18 protein-coding genes and 1 pseudogene are annotated in these 15993 nt (G+C 71.6%); 10 read left to right on the top strand and 9 right to left on the bottom strand.

Features of this window, described 5'->3' with window-relative positions; genetic code table 11:
* Window positions 1–18: 18 nt before the first annotated feature.
* Window positions 19–897 (top strand): aminotransferase class IV, encoded by an 879-nt coding sequence (locus GA0070612_RS08535; RefSeq protein ID WP_088987420.1) that lies wholly within the window; start codon window positions 19–21, stop codon window positions 895–897.
* 22 nt (window positions 898–919) lie between these two features.
* On the opposite strand, the gene GA0070612_RS08530 is transcribed toward GA0070612_RS08535, so the two are convergent.
* Window positions 920–1507: an FABP family protein gene (locus GA0070612_RS08530; RefSeq protein ID WP_269458282.1), complete on the bottom strand. Its 588-nt coding sequence runs from the start codon at window positions 1505–1507 to the stop codon at window positions 920–922.
* Between the two features lie 5 nt (window positions 1508–1512).
* Window positions 1513–1617, bottom strand: a complete 105-nt coding sequence (gene mtfM, locus GA0070612_RS32800) for a small membrane protein MtfM (protein WP_030327764.1) — start codon at window positions 1615–1617, stop codon at window positions 1513–1515.
* A 12-nt stretch (window positions 1618–1629) separates the two neighbouring features.
* On the opposite strand from mtfM, the gene GA0070612_RS08525 reads away from it, so the two are divergent.
* The 3 genes from GA0070612_RS08525 to GA0070612_RS08515 are packed head-to-tail and all read left to right on the top strand — an operon-like array spanning window position 1630 to window position 4494.
* Window positions 1630–2004 carry a DsrE family protein gene (locus GA0070612_RS08525; protein ID WP_088987418.1) on the top strand — a complete coding sequence of 125 codons (375 nt, stop codon included), beginning with the start codon at window positions 1630–1632 and terminating at the stop codon, window positions 2002–2004.
* A gap of 58 nt (window positions 2005–2062) precedes the next feature.
* Complete coding sequence (locus GA0070612_RS08520; protein ID WP_088987417.1) at window positions 2063–2443, top strand: SCP2 sterol-binding domain-containing protein; 381 nt, start codon at window positions 2063–2065, stop codon at window positions 2441–2443.
* Window positions 2440–4494, top strand: a complete 2055-nt coding sequence (locus GA0070612_RS08515; protein ID WP_088987416.1) for an amylo-alpha-1,6-glucosidase — start codon at window positions 2440–2442, stop codon at window positions 4492–4494. The genes GA0070612_RS08520 and GA0070612_RS08515 overlap by 4 nt, the downstream gene beginning before the upstream one ends.
* Window positions 4495–4513: 19 nt before the next feature.
* Here the strand turns inward: GA0070612_RS08515 and GA0070612_RS08510 are convergent, their stop codons facing one another.
* The 7 genes and pseudogenes from GA0070612_RS08510 to GA0070612_RS08485 form a co-directional block, all read right to left on the bottom strand.
* A complete protein-coding gene (locus tag GA0070612_RS08510; protein ID WP_088987415.1) occupies window positions 4514–5380 on the bottom strand; it encodes a hypothetical protein in 867 nt (288 codons plus the stop codon).
* A 68-nt stretch (window positions 5381–5448) separates the two neighbouring features.
* Window positions 5449–5616, bottom strand: a pseudogene (locus tag GA0070612_RS08505) (winged helix-turn-helix domain-containing protein); the annotation flags it as partial.
* A 208-nt stretch (window positions 5617–5824) separates the two neighbouring features.
* Window positions 5825–6145, bottom strand: coding sequence for a DUF1416 domain-containing protein (locus GA0070612_RS08500; protein ID WP_088987414.1), 321 nt, complete (start codon window positions 6143–6145; stop codon window positions 5825–5827).
* Between the two features lie 2 nt (window positions 6146–6147).
* Entirely contained in the window at window positions 6148–6996 is an 849-nt protein-coding gene (locus GA0070612_RS08495) for a sulfurtransferase (RefSeq protein ID WP_088987413.1), read from the bottom strand.
* Window positions 6997–7201: 205 nt separating this feature from the next.
* The gene (locus tag GA0070612_RS32910) at window positions 7202–7279 is read right to left on the bottom strand and encodes an Ms5788A family Cys-rich leader peptide (protein ID WP_310503780.1); all 78 of its coding nucleotides are present in this window, start codon (window positions 7277–7279) and stop codon (window positions 7202–7204) included.
* Window positions 7280–7373: 94 nt separating this feature from the next.
* The gene (locus GA0070612_RS08490) at window positions 7374–8162 is read right to left on the bottom strand and encodes an LmeA family phospholipid-binding protein (protein WP_088987412.1); all 789 of its coding nucleotides are present in this window, start codon (window positions 8160–8162) and stop codon (window positions 7374–7376) included.
* A gap of 104 nt (window positions 8163–8266) precedes the next feature.
* Window positions 8267–9313 (bottom strand): hypothetical protein, encoded by a 1047-nt coding sequence (locus tag GA0070612_RS08485; RefSeq protein WP_088987411.1) that lies wholly within the window; start codon window positions 9311–9313, stop codon window positions 8267–8269.
* 242 nt (window positions 9314–9555) lie between these two features.
* On the opposite strand from GA0070612_RS08485, the gene GA0070612_RS08480 reads away from it, so the two are divergent.
* The 6 genes from GA0070612_RS08480 to pstA all read left to right on the top strand — a co-directional run bounded on the left by GA0070612_RS08480 (window position 9556) and on the right by pstA (window position 15988).
* Window positions 9556–10275 (top strand): winged helix-turn-helix transcriptional regulator, encoded by a 720-nt coding sequence (locus tag GA0070612_RS08480; protein WP_197699417.1) that lies wholly within the window; start codon window positions 9556–9558, stop codon window positions 10273–10275.
* Window positions 10276–10527: 252 nt separating this feature from the next.
* Complete coding sequence (locus GA0070612_RS08475) at window positions 10528–11397, top strand: polysaccharide deacetylase family protein (protein WP_088987410.1); 870 nt, start codon at window positions 10528–10530, stop codon at window positions 11395–11397.
* Window positions 11398–11458: 61 nt separating this feature from the next.
* A complete protein-coding gene (gene mshD / locus GA0070612_RS08470; protein ID WP_088987409.1) occupies window positions 11459–12385 on the top strand; it encodes a mycothiol synthase in 927 nt (308 codons plus the stop codon).
* Between the two features lie 280 nt (window positions 12386–12665).
* Complete coding sequence (pstS, locus tag GA0070612_RS08465) at window positions 12666–13772, top strand: phosphate ABC transporter substrate-binding protein PstS (protein WP_088987408.1); 1107 nt, start codon at window positions 12666–12668, stop codon at window positions 13770–13772.
* Between the two features lie 39 nt (window positions 13773–13811).
* Window positions 13812–14903: a phosphate ABC transporter permease subunit PstC gene (gene pstC, locus GA0070612_RS08460; protein WP_088987407.1), complete on the top strand. Its 1092-nt coding sequence runs from the start codon at window positions 13812–13814 to the stop codon at window positions 14901–14903.
* On the top strand, window positions 14900–15988 hold the full coding sequence (gene pstA, locus GA0070612_RS08455; RefSeq protein ID WP_088987406.1) for a phosphate ABC transporter permease PstA: 1089 nt from the start codon (window positions 14900–14902) through the stop codon (window positions 15986–15988). The genes pstC and pstA overlap by 4 nt, the downstream gene beginning before the upstream one ends.
* The last annotated feature ends 5 nt before the right edge of the window (window positions 15989–15993 follow it).

Here is a 15993-nt window from a genome sequence, read left to right as displayed (position 1 = left end):
CCGCTAGGCTCGGCGGTCATGGTGACGTCGTCCGTCGGAAACGCCCCGGTCTCTCCGCGTACCCGGATCGCCGTGCTCGGCCGGGGCCTCGTCGCGGCCGACGAGCCAGTGCTCCGCGGCGACGACCTGGGCGTCCTGCGCGGCGACGGGCTCTTCGAGTCCATGCACCTGCGCGAGGGCCGGCCGTGGCTGCGCGACGAACACCTGGCCCGGATGACCACCGCCGCGGCAGCCGTCGACCTGGACCTGCCCCCCACCGACACGCTCGTCGACCTGCTCGACACGGTGTGCGCCGGCTGGCCCGTCCAGGTGGAGGCCGCGCTGCGGCTGGTCTGCACCCGAGGCTCCGAGGCCGGCGGCCCGCCGACCGTCTACGCCACGGTGACCGAGGTGCCGGCGTCGTCGCGGGCGGCCCGCCACACCGGGATCACCGTGGCGATCCTGCCTCTGGGGGTGCCCGCCGACGCGCGGACCGGTCTCGACTGGTTGCCGGCCGGCATCAAGTCCACCTCGTACGCGGTCAACAGCGCCGCCCGCCGTTGGGCGCACCGGGCCGGGGTGGACGACGTGCTCTGGGTCTCCTCGGACGGGTACGCCCTGGAGGGGCCGATCGCGAACGTGGTGTGGCTCACCGGAGACACACTCTGCACGGTGCCGGCCGCCACCACCGGCATCCTGCCCGGCACGACAGTGGCCTGGCTGCTCGCCCACGCCCACGAGCTGGGCCTGGGCGGTGCCGAACGGATGGTCACGCCGGCCGAGCTGCACGACGCCGACGGGGTGTGGTTCAGCTCCTCGGTACGCGGGCTCGTCGAGGTCCGGACACTGGACGGGGTGCGCCGGCACCACTGCCCGCGCACCCCCGCCCTGCAAGCCCTGCTGGGCTTCCCCGTCTAGCCTGCTGGGTTTTCCCGGCTGGTCAGCCACCGACCCGGACGAGCCGGGCGGACAGGTGCGGGCTGAGCCCGTGCCCCATGGCCGCCATCTCCTGCGCGTAGAGCAGCGCGCCCTCGACGATGCCGAAGAGTCGGTGCCCGCCGGTGACCTCCTTGGCGGTCGGGGTCCGGACCACCGCGTCGGTGGCGAACTCGACCTGCGTGCCGGTGCGCTTGCCCAGGTGCAGTTCCATCACCCCGGTCGGCGTGGTGAGCACCGCCTCCAGCTCGTCGGTAGCCCGCCCGTCCACCAGCACCGGGCGCCACCAACCGACCTCCCGGCCGGCCGGGCGGACCGGCCTGCTCTGCTCGTCCAGGATCCAGGCACGGGACTCGTAGTGCAGGAACGGCCGCCCGTCGTGGCTGATCCGGATCTCCTGGGCGTAGTCGAAGTCCTCGATGGTGGGGAAACCACCCTTGCCCCGGCCCCGCCACAGCCCGATGTAGGGCAGCAGGCCGTCCAGGGCGGGGTGCAGCTTCGGCCCGACCCGCAGGTCGTGACTCTCCTCGAACGGGTACTTCTCGACCGGCGGCGCGTTCAGCCACGGCGGCTGCAGCGGATTCTCGCTCACAGGCGTCACCAGCGTCCTCTCGAAATGCGTACGGCAAGGTAGACCAGGCCACCGGCGAGTCCGCCCAGGCCAGCGACCAACAGGCTGACAAACCCGATCTCGGTAACCATCCCGACCATCCTATGCTGGGCCACATGGCCCGCACTCTCGTCGTCAAGGCCACCGCGGGGGCGGACGCCCCGGAGCGGTGCGCGCAGGCATTCACGGTCGCCGCGACCGCCGTCGCGGCCGGGGTGGACGTGTCGCTCTGGCTGACCGGTGAGTCGACCTGGTTCGCGGTGCCCGGGCGCGCCCAACAGTTCGAGCTGCCACATTCCGCGCCTCTGGCCGAGCTGCTGCACGTCATCCTGACCAGTGGTCGGGTGACCGCCTGCACCCAGTGCGCGGCCCGACGGGAGATCGGCCCGGACGACGTGCTGCCCGGGGTCCGGATCGCGGGCGCCGCCGTCTTCGTCGAGGAGGCGATGACCGAGGGCGCCCAGGCGTTGGTCTACTGAGCACCACCGGAGTGCCGATACCGACCCGACATCTCGGGCGACTGCCTACGATTCGGATGTGACCGAGGCGGCGGAGAGGTTCTTCGAATCACTGCCGGCGCGCGCCCCCGACGTCCTGGTCGGCCTGCCCGAGGGGACCCTCCAGATCGACCTCGGCAGCGACCACCAGGTCGAACACTGGCTGGTACGCATGCGAGCCGGTTCGGTGCAGGTCAGTCGTGAACGCGGCCCTGCCGACGCCATCTGGTACAGCAGCGCGGCCCTCTTCGACCGACTGATCAGCGGTGAGGCGCAGGGGGTCGCGGCGGTGCTGCGCAACGAGAGCACGTTCAGCGGGAACGTGGTGCTCTTCCTCGCCTTCCGCCGGTTCTTCCCCAACCCGCCCGGCACCCGCGACCCCCGCGAGACGGCCCGCAGAGCAGTCGGGCGACCGGCGTGAGGGAGCTCGTCAGCATCCTGGACGGCAACACCTTCCTGGTCAGCGACCGTCGGGGAGACATCGAGCCGTCCCACGACTTCCCCACCGGGCTGTTCTCCTTCGACACCCGGTTCCTGTCCAAGTGGGTGCTCACCCTGAACGGCCAACGGCTGCACGCCCTCTCCACGGACGACACCGAGTCGTACCGCACCACGTTCTTCCTCGCCCCCGGCGAACCCACGCACTACCTGGACGCGAAGGCGTCGGTGATCCGCAGCCGGGCGATCGTGGGCAGCTTCGAGGAGGAGCTGACCGTGCTGAACCACACCGGCGCGGACGTCGAATTCACCGTCCGAATCGACGTCGAGGCCGACTTCGCCGACCTGTTCGAGATCAAGGACTCCCGCCAGAAGTTGGGGACGACCAGCGTCACGGTCTCGGACGACCAGCTCCGACTCACCTACCGGCGGGACGCGTTCCACCGGGAGACGACTGTCACGACCACCGGGCCGGCGCAGGTCGACACCGACGGCTTGACCTTCCGCGTCCGGATCGCCCGCAACAGCAGGTGGACCACCCGGCTGCACGTGTCCAGCGTCGTCTACGGGGCACGCGGCGAGGACATCCGGGCAACCCTGCCGTACGGGGGCAGCCGCAGCGCGGACGCGATCCGGGCCGAGCAGCAGGAGCTGATCGACCGGGCACCGAAGCTCGGCTGCGACTGCGAGCCACTGGCCGGGGCGTACCGGCGCAGCCTCAACGACCTGGCCGCGCTGCGCTACGAGTCGATCGCCCTGGGCGTACGGCTGATCGCCGCCGGGCTGCCCTGGTTCATGACCCTGTTCGGCCGGGACAGCATCATCACCTCGTTGCAGGTGCTGCCGTTCCTGCCGGAGCTGGTCCCGCCCACCATCCTGATGCTGGCCGGCCTCCAGGGGCACCGGGTGGACGACTTCCGGGACGAGGAGCCCGGCAAGATCCTGCACGAGCTGCGGTACGGGGAGACCGCCGGCTTCGAGGAGCAGCCGCACTCGCCGTACTACGGGTCGGCCGACTCGACGCCACTGTTCGTCATCCTGATCGACGAGTACGAGCGGTGGACCGGCGACGCGGCGCTGGTCCGCCGGCTGGAGCCGCAGGTCCGCGCCGCGCTGGAGTGGATCGACACGTACGGCGACCTGCTCGGCACCGGTTACCTCTGGTATCAGACCCGCAACCCGCAGAGCGGTCTGCAGAACCAGTGCTGGAAGGACTCCTGGGACGGCATCTCGTACGCCGACGGTGCGATACCCGGCTTCCCCCGGGCGACGTGCGAGTTGCAGGGGTACGCGTACGACGCAAAGATCCGGGCCGCCCGGCTGGCCCGGACCTTCTGGAACGACAGGGCGTACGCCGACCGGCTGGAGCGGGAGGCCGCCGATCTCAAGCGACGGTTCGATCGCGACTTCTGGATCGCCGACCGCGGGTACTACGCGCTCGCGTTGGACGCCGACGGGCGGCAGGTGGACGCGCTGACGTCGAACATCGGGCACCTGTTGTGGAGCGGCATCGTGGACGAGTCCCGTGCCGGCAAGGTGGTCGAGCACCTGCTCGGGCCGCGCCTGTTCTCCGGGTGGGGGGTGCGGACGCTCGCCGAGGACGAGGGACGGTACAACCCGATCGGGTACCACGTGGGCACCGTGTGGCCGTTCGACAACTCGATCATCGCCTGGGGCCTGTGGCGGTACGGCTACCGCGAGGAGGCCGGCCTGATCTGCGACACGATGCTGGCGGCGTCCCGGTACTTCGAGGGGCGGCTGCCGGAGGCGTTCGCCGGGTACACCCGTGATCTCACCGACTACCCGGTGGAGTACCCGACCGCGTGCAGCCCGCAGGCCTGGTCCAGCGGAACCCCGCTGCTGCTGCTCCGGGTGATGCTGGGGTTGGACCCGCAGGGCGAGCATCTGATCATCGACCCGGCCGTGCCTCCGGGGATGGGCCGCGTCGAACTACTGGACATCCCCGGCCGGTGGGGCAAGGTGGACGCGTTGGGCCGCAGCCGGGGCCCGACGGATCAGCCGGACGGCAGCTGATCCGAGCTGGCCGCCCGACTCAACCCGGGCAGCCGACGGTGGCGGCCACCCGGACGGCGTCGTCCGGGCCGAGCTCGGCCAGCACCGTGACCGGGCCGGTGCGGTACGCGTACACCGGGGGTGCGTCCACCAGGGGGGCGTTGCCGGCCAGCGCGGCGAGCGAAGCCGTCGAGGCGGCCGGGCCGGGACCGCCCGCGGACCGCACGGTCTGGGCCAGCCCGCCACCCGGGCAGGGCGCGGTGACCCGCTCCGGCGTCGCGTCGCCCGGCCGGCCGAGCGCCCCCAGCGCCGCGGTCAACGCGGCGGCTGCCGGGCCGGTCGCACTGGCCGTGGCCGGCGTGTAGCCCGCGCCGGTGGGCCGGCAACCGGTGTCGACGACCAGTCGGACCTGCCCGTCCACCGTCGGCCGCCCTTCGACGGCCACGAACTCTCCGGCGTCGGCGTACAGCTCCGGGCCGTTCAGCCCGGACCCGACCCGGGCCTGCCAACCGGCCGGCAGCCGCTCGGCGATCCCGGTCAACACGGTCCGCTCGGTGCCGGTGGGCGCGAGCACGCCCACGTCCCGTCGCAACCTCGCCCCGTCGGCGAACGGGGTGACCCGGCAGCCCTCCGCGACCTTCGCCGGGCCCAGCTCCAGGAGACTGCTCGGCCCCGCCGCACGGACCAGCTCGCCGATCGCCCGGTCGACCACCGGGCCGGCCTGGTGCAGGGTGCGCTGCTCCCGCACGGTCGGCGGATCGTCGCGGACCGACGTCCAGGTGAGCACGGCCAGCAACACGGCCCAGGCCGCCGTCGCGACCAGCAACCACCGCCGCCACGGCCGGACAGGCGCCGGCGCGGCGGGACCAGCCGAAGGAGCCCAACCCGTCTGGACAGCACCGCTCACCCGGCCATGGTGTCACGCCTCCGCCGCTGAGCCGGCAGCGGTGGCGTGGGACGGCGGCCACGAGGTCAGACGGGCCGCGACGGCTCCTGCGGCGCTGTCGGCGTCGGGTCGTGCGGCGACGGGAACAGCATGGCCCGCAACTCGGCCAGGTCCGGGCAGCTCACCACCTGCCCGGTCCCGTCGAGTTGTCGGAGCACCCGCTCGACCACGGCGGCATCAGCGCTCACGCAGACCACGAGCGGAACCTCGTCACCGGACGCACCGCCGTCACTCGCGCCAACCTCGATATCCACAGCTAGATAGTGACGCATACCGATTGATGTGATTGGTCCGCCGAGCCGTGGGTGACACTGAAATTACTTCTCGTCACCAATTCCCCCAGAAGATCGACTGGGGCCGGTCACCCATGGCGGGTGACCGGCCCCGGTCGATGAGAGCGGTGGGTCAGGCGACGGTGACGGCAACCTCGTTGACGCCCCGGCCGGCGGTGACGGCGGTGTCGCCGTTGCCGTGCCGGGACAGTGCCCGCAGCGTCCAGGAACCCGGCGCGGCGAAGAACCGGAACTGGCCGGCCGTCGAGGTCACCACCTCGGCGGTGAACTCACCGGTCGAGTCGAGCAGCCGGACGTACGCGCCCGGCACCGGCTCGTCCTCGGCCGAGCGGACGATCCCGGTGATGACGGTTTCCTTCTCCAGGTCCAGGCTGGCCGGCAGCGGCGCGGCCTGGTCGGGTGCCGCGCAACCCGCGGCGGTGGGGAGCGTCATGATCAGGCCTCCCCGGGTTCGTCACCGAGGGCAACCGGCACGCCGACCAGCGAACCGTACTCGGTCCAGGAACCGTCGTAGTTCTTCACGTTGCGGTGGCCGAGCAGCTCCTGCAGCACGAACCAGGTGTGCGAGGAGCGCTCGCCGATGCGGCAGTAGGCGATGGTCTCCTTGCCGTCGTCGAGCCCCGCGTCGCCGTAGATCTTGCGCAGCTCGTCGTCGGACCGGAAGGTGCCGTCCTCGTTGGCTGCCTTGGACCACGGGACGCTGATCGCGGTGGGGATGTGGCCGGCCCGCTGCGCCTGCTCCTGCGGCAGGTGGGCGGGGGCGAGCAGCCGACCGGCGAACTCGTCGGGGCTACGCACGTCGACCAGGTTCTTGGTGCCGATCGCGGCGACGACCTCGTCGCGGAAGGCCCGGATGGAGGTGTCCGGCTCCTGCGCGACGTACTGCGTCGCCGGACGGGTCACCGAGTCGGTGACCAACGGACGGGCGTCCAGCTCCCACTTCTTGCGACCGCCGTCGAGCAGCTTCACGTCGCCGTGGCCGTAGAGCTTGAAGTACCAGTAGGCGTACGCGGCGAACCAGTTGTTGTTGCCGCCGTAGAGGATGACGGTGTCGTCGTTGCTGATGCCCCGCTCGGAGAGCAGCGCCTCGAACTGGGACTTGTTGACGAAGTCCCGGCGGACCTGGTCCTGGAGGTCGGTCTTCCAGTCAATCTTGATGGCACCGGCGATGTGGCCGGTCTCGTAGGCCGAGGTGTCCTCGTCGACCTCGACGAAGACGACGCCCGGGGCGTCGAGGTTCTTCTCGGCCCACTCGGCCGAAACGAGTGCGGTGTCGCGACTCATCGAATCACTCCCTGGTGAGGATGGATGGTGAGCCAACGCGCGAGTATCGATGGTTTCAACTGTCGCACCACGCGCGGGACCCAGCGGAAGGACGGATCACGGGTTCGTGCGACGGCGCCGCTGCCGGGCGTTCGGTGGGATGACCGGAGGGTGCGAAAACCCTGTGCCGGTGGCCGCCGTCAGGCGGCCGGAGACAGCCCCGCCGTCAGATGACGGGGCGACACAGGCAGGTGGCCACGCGGCACAGGTCGACCGCGCGCCGTTTGGTGAGGTGGGTCCCCATGGCCAGGGAGCCTACCAGCCAGTGACCGTGCTGCCACTCAGCCGACCACCATCCGGGATCGACCGAATGGTGGACGACAGCACTGACCGGGGAGTCAGCCAACGGAATTGATCGGCACGTTCTTCGCGTCGACGGTGACCGCCAGGCCCTCCGGCAGCGGCCGGACCTCGCGCACGGTGAGCTGGAACGGCAGGTCGGGCAGGGGTACGTCGACCGAGATGCCCTTGGCGTAGTTGTTCAGCAGAGCGCGGGCCAGCGGCAGGTTCGGCAGACCGGCCGCGTCCAGGTCGTTGAAACGCAGGGCGACAGCACCGTTGTCGGCGACGGTGACGTCGGCGGTGCCGGCGACGGTCAGCTTCTGACCGAGGATGTCGACGGGCGCGGTGACGGCGAGCTTGCCGTTCTGCTCGCCGAGCTTGAGCCCCGGGCGCTTCAACAGGGCGGCGAGGCTGTCGTAGCTGATCGTGCCGGCGCCGTTGACCGTGTCCGCGACGATGTCCCCCTGACCGGTGCGCAGCGTGTCCAGTGCGGCCCGTACGTTGCGGGCGGTCACGTCCAGCACCGGCAGCTGCACGGCGTCACCTTCGACCGAGGCCCGCACGTCCCGCAGGTTGATGGTGATCCGCTGGTAGCGGCCGTCGAGCACCTGGGTGAGGAACGGCGTGCCGGCCACCTCCACGTCGGGCCTGGCGGCCTGGGCACCCTGCTTGGCGATCTCCTGGCCGACCCGGTCGGCGATGGTCCGCTCGGCCACCCCGACCGCCACCCGGTCGGCGACCACCAGCAACCCGCCCACCACCAGGAGCAGGACGATCAGGCCGACGAGCAGTTTGCGCCCGCGCCGTCGGGGACGTGCCCCGTCCGCCGGATAGTCCTCCGCCACGCCGCCTCCCGTCCTCGTCCGTCGCGCCGCGACGGATCGTCCACACCGGTGCCGCAGCGCGGCGCACCCGTAGGTACCCGACCGGCCCCGGGCTCAACCGTGACTCAGAGGAAGAGCATGCACATGGCGTACGCGGCCGGCGCCGCCAGGGCGAAGCCACCGAGCGGACCCTGCATGTGCCGGGCCACCCACATCGTGGGCGGCTCCCCGGCCATCAGCCGGCCCGCTTCCGCGTACCCCACCGCGAGGTCGGCGAGCACGGCGGTGACCGCCGCGACCAGGCCGATCACGGCGGCCCGGGTCGGCGTGAAGGGGGCCACCAGGTAGCTGCCCAGAAGCGCGCTGGTCAGCGTGCCGACCATCGCGCCGGCCACCACGCCGGCGGCGCCGCGGGGCACCTGCGGGGCCAGCCGGGGCCACGGGAGTACGGCGTCGGTGAGCCGGGCGACGGTCAGGGCGACGCCACTCGCCGTCAGGCAGACGGTGATCGCCTGGGTGCCGGCCGGGATCCGGCTGAGCACGATCAGGGTGCCGAAGGCCACCACCCCGACCACGATCAGCAGCGTCGCGCCGAGGGAGTCGGTGACCCGGACCCGGTCGACCCGACGGACCAACTGGCCGAGCACCGCGGCGACGAACCCGCCGACGGCCAGGTAGCCCAGTGGGGCCAGCCCGGCGATGTCGCTGCGCACCGCGGCGACGTCGGCGAGCGCCGCCACCCCGGCGCTGATCCCGGCGACGACCAGCAGCGCGGGCGGACGCATGGCCATCGTCCAGGCGAGCACGAAGAGCAACTGGACGCCGAAGACGATGAAGGCGAACGGCAGCCGGTGGCCGGGGCCGGACGTCTGCGCGCCGAGCACCAGGCCGACGCCGAGCAGCGCGGCGAAGCCGGCGATGGTCAACGCGAGCTGGCGGTGCACCTCGACCGGGGGTACGACCTCCTCCTCCGGCTCGTCGACCTCGTCCTCGGATTTGCGCGCCGGCTCACCGGTGCGACGGGCCCGGCGAGGCCCACCCCGTTCGCGGCGATCGCCATCGGTGGTGGCCGGGCCGGTACGCGGCGCGCGGGTCGCCGCGGCGGCCGGGCCCGCGTGGGGCTCAGCGGGCCACGATTCACGGCCGGCCTCGGGCGAGGTGGAGGGAAACACGACCCGATCGTGCCAGACCGACCGCCGGAGACGGTGGTCCCGGGTTTCAGCAACGTTAAAAACTGCGCCACGATCAGGGGCAAGGTAGACAAACGGGAAATGGCCTGAGGGCGCGACCGGGGCGATCCGCTACGCTCAACCTCGTTACCCGCCCGTCAGCGACGCCGGGGCCACGCAATTTCTCAGCGCACTCCCCCGTGGGTGCGACTGGTCGCGTGCGGCCGAGCGCCGCCGGGACGGAGGTGATCGTGGAGATCCTGTTGCTGGTGACCGCGCGCGCAGGCGAACCGTCGGCTGTGCTGCCGGCACTCGACCTGCTGCCGCACTCGGTCCGCACCGCGCCACGCGACGTCCGCACCCTGGTCGCGGGCCCCAGCCCGGACGCGGTGCTGGTGGACGCCCGGTCGGAGTTGAGCGAGGCCCGAGCGACCTGCCGGATGCTGCACGCCACCGGGCTCGGCGTGCCGCTGGTCGCGGTGGTGACCGAGGCCGGCCTGATCGCGCTGAACGCCGACTGGGGCGTCGACGACGTCATCCTCGCCTCGGCCGGTCCCGCCGAGGTGGAGGCACGGTTGCGGTTGGCGGTCGGCCGCCTGAGCAACGCGACGGCGGGCGCCGGTGGCTCGATCCGGGCCGGCGAGCTGACGATCGACCCCGACACGTACGCGGCCAAGCTCAAGGGCCGCCCGCTCGACCTCACCTACAAGGAGTTCGAGCTGCTGAAGTTCCTGGCCCAGCACCCGGGCCGGGTGTTCACCCGGGACCAGCTCCTGCGGGAGGTCTGGGGCTACGACTACTTCGGCGGCACCCGCACCGTCGACGTGCACGTCCGGCGGCTGCGCGCCAAGCTCGGCTCGGAGTACGAGTCGATGATCGGCACGGTCCGCCAGGTCGGCTACAAGTTCGTCGTGCCGCCGTCGCGTTCCCTGGCCGAGGCGGAGCACGCGCCCCTGCCCGTCTGACGCACGCCCCCGCCCGCCTGACGCACCCGCCCCTGCCCGCCGGAGGCGCGTCTGCGCCCGCGCCGCTACCCGTCCGATCCGCGTGCCCGGCCCGTCTGACCCCGAAGTCGCGCCACCGATTTCCGATATGCCCTTTTTGTGCAGCTTGGCGGTTCTATTCTGACTGCCGGGTTTGCCGGAGAAAGGGGTGACGGTGCGCGCAGTCAGCACGGGGGCGACGGGGCGGCCTGGCCGGCCAGCCGGGCGGAAGCCGTGACGCGGGGCGGTTCGACAGCGAAGGCGACGGGGATCGTGACGCTGGTGCTGGTGGCGCTGCTCGGTTCCGCGTACGCGCTGGGCCGCAGTCTCCTCCTTGATCCAGCCCCCCGGCACCCCACCAACGCCATCACCGACGCCGACGGGCCGCACTACGCCGACCAGCCCAGCGACGGCGACCCGGACAGCGCACCGCGCCCCGGCGGCAGCGACGGCCCCGCCGAGACCGGCCAGGACGGTTCCGGCCGTGACGCCGGCGGCGACAAGTTGTTCGGCGCGCACGAGACCACCGGGTCCCCCCGGCTCGCGCTGACCTTCGACGACGGTCCGGACCCCCGGTACACCCCGCAGGTCCTCGCCACGCTGCGCGAGTTCGACGTGCGAGCCACGTTCTGCGTGGTCGGGGAGAACGCCCAGAACCATCCCGACCTGATCCAGGCGATCGTCGACGACGGCCACACCCTGTGCAACCACTCGTGGCACCACGACGTCAGCCTGGGCACCCGATCGGCCGACGCGATCCGCGCCGACCTGCTGCGTACCAACGACGCGATCCGGGCAGCGGTGCCGAACGCGCCCATCGTCTGGTACCGCCAGCCCGGCGGGGCCTGGACGTACCCGGTGGTGTCGGTGGCGCGGCAGCTCGGCATGACCCCGCTGCACTGGTCGGTCGACCCGTCGGACTGGGACCTGCCCGGCGCCAGCAAGATCACGGCGACGGTGGTGACCCAGGCCGCGCCGGGCTCGGTGGTGCTGCTGCACGACGCCGGTGGCGACCGGCAGGGCACGGTGGACGCCCTGCGCCGGATCCTGCCCGACCTGACCGCGCGCTTCGAGTTGGAGGCACTACCGACCGAACCGACCTGAACCGCGGTCTTTGCGCGGCGACGGTCCGGGCGGCACGACACGCAACGGATACGGTGACGGGATGAGCAGCGCGGAGCCGACCAGCGACCAGGTGACCCGGACCGACCGACTGGCACCCGGGGAGGTCGCCGACGTGCTGGCCCTGGCCAGCACCGCGGCTGACACCGACGGCGCGAACCCACTCGACGAGCACGTCCTGCTCCGACTGCGCGACCCGGACGCCCCGGCCCTGCACCTGATCGCCCGTGCCGACGACGGCACCCTGACCGGGTACGCGCACCTGGACACCACCGATCCGGTCGGCGGAATCGGCGTCGAACTGGTGGTGCACCCGGCGTACCGGCGGCGGGGCACCGGTCGCGCGTTGGCCCGGGGCGTACTCGCGTCGGCTACCGGACCGTTGCGGGCGTGGGCGCACGGCGACCACCCCTCGGCTGCGGCGCTCGGCGTCGACCTCGGCTTCACCCGGGCACGGGTGCTGTGGCAACTGCGCCGATCCCTGGCCGCTCCGCTCGGCGAGCCGCGGCTGCCCGACGGGGTGGCGCTGCGCGCGTTCCGGCCCGGGGCGGACGACGCGGCGTGGCTGACTCTCAACGCGCGCGCCTTCGCCGAGCACCCCGAGCAGGGGCGCTGGACCTCGGACGACCTGCGGGTCCGGCTGGCCGAACCGTGGTTCGACCCGGACGGCTTCCTGCTCGCCGAGGAGACCGGGACCGGTCGGCTGCTCGGTTTCCACTGGACCAAGGTGCACGAGCAACCGGGCACGGCCCGGATCGGCGAGGTGTACGTGCTGGGGGTGGAGCCGACCGCGCACGGTGGTGGGTTGGGCCGGGCACTGACCACCGCCGGGCTGGCCTACCTGCGGGACAGGCGTGGCCTGGACCGGGTGATGCTCTACGTGGACGACTCGAACACCGGAGCCGTCGCGCTCTACGAGCGGATGGGCTTCGCCCGCTGGTCCGCGCACATCAACTACCACCTGGGCTGACCGTCGAGCGCGGTCACCGGTGAGTAACGGCCGGGCGTCGGCGGCATAACGGCGAACCGGAAATATACCCATACTTCCGACAGGTGCACCTGGGTTCACTTTACGGACAACTCACCCTCAGCGAGCGGTCACCTCGACGGCCGTACGTGTTCACCTCGCGTTCACTTGCGACCGGCGAACCGGCTACCTGGCACTTCTAACTTTCGTGTCAGCCGGTCACTGCCGGTCCTCGGGCCCCGGGATCGGGGCGCCAAGTCAGACGCGAAGGGAAACCCCTCAGGTGAAGCTCCAGCGGTACGGCGCTATTGCCGGCCTCGCTCTTGCCGCGACGCTCGGTCTCAGCGCATGCGGCTCGGACAACAACGGGCCCGCCTCCGGCGCGAGCGCTTCGGGCTCGGCCGCCGCGGTCGACTGCGCTACCGGCACGCTGAACGCCCAGGGCTCGTCGGCGCAGAAGAACGCCATGGCCGAATGGATCAAGGCGTACCAGCAGAAGTGCCAGGGCACGACGATCAACTACGAGCCGACCGGCTCGGGCGCGGGCATCCAGGCGTTCATCGCCGGGACCGCCGACTTCGCCGGCTCCGACTCCGCCCTCAAGCCGGAGGAGCAGCCACAGGCGGACGCCAAGTGCGCCGGTGGCAAGGCCATCCACCTGCCGATGGTGATCGGCCCGGTGGCCGTCGCCTACAACGTCAGCGGCGTGGACAACCTCCAGCTCAAGCCGGCCACCCTGGCGAAGATCTTCGCCGGCAAGGTGACCAAGTGGGACGACGCGGCCATCAAGGCCGACAACCCGGGCGCCACGCTCCCGTCGACCACCATCCAGACCGTCCACCGCTCGGACGAGTCGGGCACCACCGACAACTTCACCAACTACCTCTCCAAGACCGCCGAGGCGGACTGGACCCTCGGCAAGGCCAAGGCGTGGAAGGCCCCGGGCGGCACCGGCGCCAAGGGCTCCGACGGCGTGGCCAGCTCGGTCAAGGGCGCCGACGGCTCCATCGGTTACATGGAGTGGTCGTTCGCCGAGAACGCCGGCCTGAAGATGGCCAAGATCGGTAACGGTGCCGGCGAGTTCGCCGCGCTGACCGCCGAGGCGGCTGGCAAGACCATCGCCGGTGCCGCGATCGAGGGCCAGGGCGACGACCTCAAGCTGAAGATCGACTACAACACCAAGGAGGCCGGGGCCTACCCGATCGTCCTGGCGACGTACGAGATCGTCTGCAGCAAGGGCCTCGCGGCCGACAAGCTCGCGCTGGTCAAGGGCCTGCTGGGCTACGCCGCCAGCGCCGAGGGCCAGAACTCGCTGACCGACCTGGGCTACGCCCCGCTGCCGGAGTCGGTCCGCACCAAGGTCGAGACCGCGGTCAAGAACCTCTCCTGACCCGAACCCACCACCTCCGCAACCGAATCGAGCGAGCAGATGGGTGAAACCCCTCACCGCTCGGCCGACGCCGGCACCGGCGGGACGCGCGTGACCCAGAGTCACGAGTGGCCCGCCGGTGCCTCGGCGCGTGTGGCCGAGGCACCAGTCAGCACCCGTTCCCCGGGCGGCGCCGGGCTGGGCGGCGGCGGCGCGCTGCCGCGCAGCCGGAAGTTCGGCGCCGAGCGGGCCTTCCGCGGTCTCACCATGGCCGCCGGCACCGCGGTTCTGGTCATCATCGCCGCCATCGCGATCTTCCTGATCGCCAAGGCGGTGCCGGCCCTGCGCGCCAACACCGAGAACTTCTGGACCTACGAGGGCTGGTCCCCCAACGAGACAGAGCCGAAGTTCGGAATCGGCACCCTCGCCTTCGGCACCGTGCTCAGCGCGGCGCTGGCGCTGCTCATGGCGGTGCCGGTGGCGTTGGGCATCGCGCTCTACCTCTCGCACTACGCACCCCGCCGGCTGGGCACCGCGCTCGGCTTCCTGATCGACCTGCTCGCCGCCGTGCCGAGTGTGGTCTTCGGCCTCTGGGGGCGGGACATCTTCATCAACCCGGTCCGCGACTTCTCGGTCTGGCTGAACGAGTACTTCGGCTGGATCCCGATCTTCGGCGGTGACGGGCCCTTCGGTAAGTCGATCATGCTGGGTGCCCTGGTGCTCGCCATCATGGTGCTGCCGATCATCACCTCGCTCTCCCGCGAGGTGTTCCTCCAGACGCCGACCGCCAACGAGGAGGCCGCCCTCGCCCTGGGCGCCACCCGGTGGGAGATGCTCCGTACCGCGGTCCTCCCCTACGGCCGCCCGGGCATCATCGCCGCGGTGATGCTCGGCCTCGGCCGGGCCCTGGGCGAGACCATCGCCCTGGCAATGACCCTCGGCATCACCTTCGGCATCTCGTTCAACCTGATCCAGAACGGCGGCAACACCATCGCCGCCAACATCGCCAACGCGTTCGGCGAGGCGAACGAGACCGGCCGGGGCGCGCTCATCGCCTCCGGCCTGGTGCTGTTCACCATCACGCTGATCGTCAACATCACGGCGCGGGCGATCATCTACCGCCGCCGGGAGTTCACGGAGTCGGCCGCATGACCACAACCGTCACCTCCCACCGCACCCGCCCGCCGGCGCAGCCCGAGTCGCTGCGGGCGAAGCGGCTGCCCGCGTACGCCGCTCCGGTCATCGCCGTGGTGGCCCTGGCGCTCTCCGCCGCGATCGTCTACGGCGCCGGCATCGGTGGCCCGGTCCTCGTGGTCGTCCTCGGCGCGGTCCTCTACCTGGCCGGGCTCTTCGCCGCGGCCAACGCGGTCGAGGGACGCCGGTCGGCCCGTAACCGCACCTGGAGCGCGCTGATCCACTCCGCGTTCGTGGTGGCGGTGCTGCCGCTCGTGTCCGTGGTCTGGACGCTGGTCAGCAAGGGCGTCGACCGGCTGGACGTCAACTTCTTCCAGACCTCGATGAACAACATCGGGGCCCGCGACGCCAACGGTGGCGCGTACCACGCGATCGTCGGCACGCTGGAGCAGGTCGGCATCGCCACCCTGATCACCGTGCCGCTCGGCGTCCTCTGCGCGATCTACATCGTCGAGTACGGCCGCGGTAAGTTCGCCTTCGCGATCCGGTTCTTCGTGGACGTGATGACGGGTATCCCGTCGATCGTCTCCGGCCTGTTCGTGCTGGCCTTCTGGGTGCTCGTCGTGTCCCCGTGGTTCAACGACGGCCGACCGAGCTTCTCCGGCTTCGCCGCCGCGCTCGCGCTGAGCGTGCTCATGCTGCCGACCATCGTCCGGTCCACCGAGGAGATGCTCCGCCTCGTCCCGGCGCCACTGCGCGAGGGCGCGTACGCGCTCGGCGTACCCAAGTGGAAGACCATCCTGCGGGTGGTGGTGCCGACGGCACTGCCCGGCATCATCACCGGCGTCATGCTGGCCATCGCCCGCGCGGCCGGCGAGACCGCGCCGGTCCTCCTGGTCGCCGGCGGCGGGGCCGCGATCAACACCAACCCCTTCGAGAACAACCAGTCGTCGTTGTCCCTCTTCGTCTACCAGCAGGCCGGTGACGCGTCGAAGTACGCACCGGCACGGGCGTGGACCGCGGCACTCACCCTGGTCGCCCTCGTACTCATCCTGACGATCGCGGCGAAGTTGCTGGCCCGTCGCAACAGGCTCAGCCGATGAACCCC

Origin of the sequence: Micromonospora chokoriensis (genome assembly GCF_900091505.1) — a bacterium.
Taxonomy (GTDB): domain Bacteria; phylum Actinomycetota; class Actinomycetes; order Mycobacteriales; family Micromonosporaceae; genus Micromonospora; species Micromonospora chokoriensis.
The sequence above is the reverse complement of the archived record's forward strand: the minus strand, read 5'-3'. Positions and strand labels throughout refer to the sequence as shown.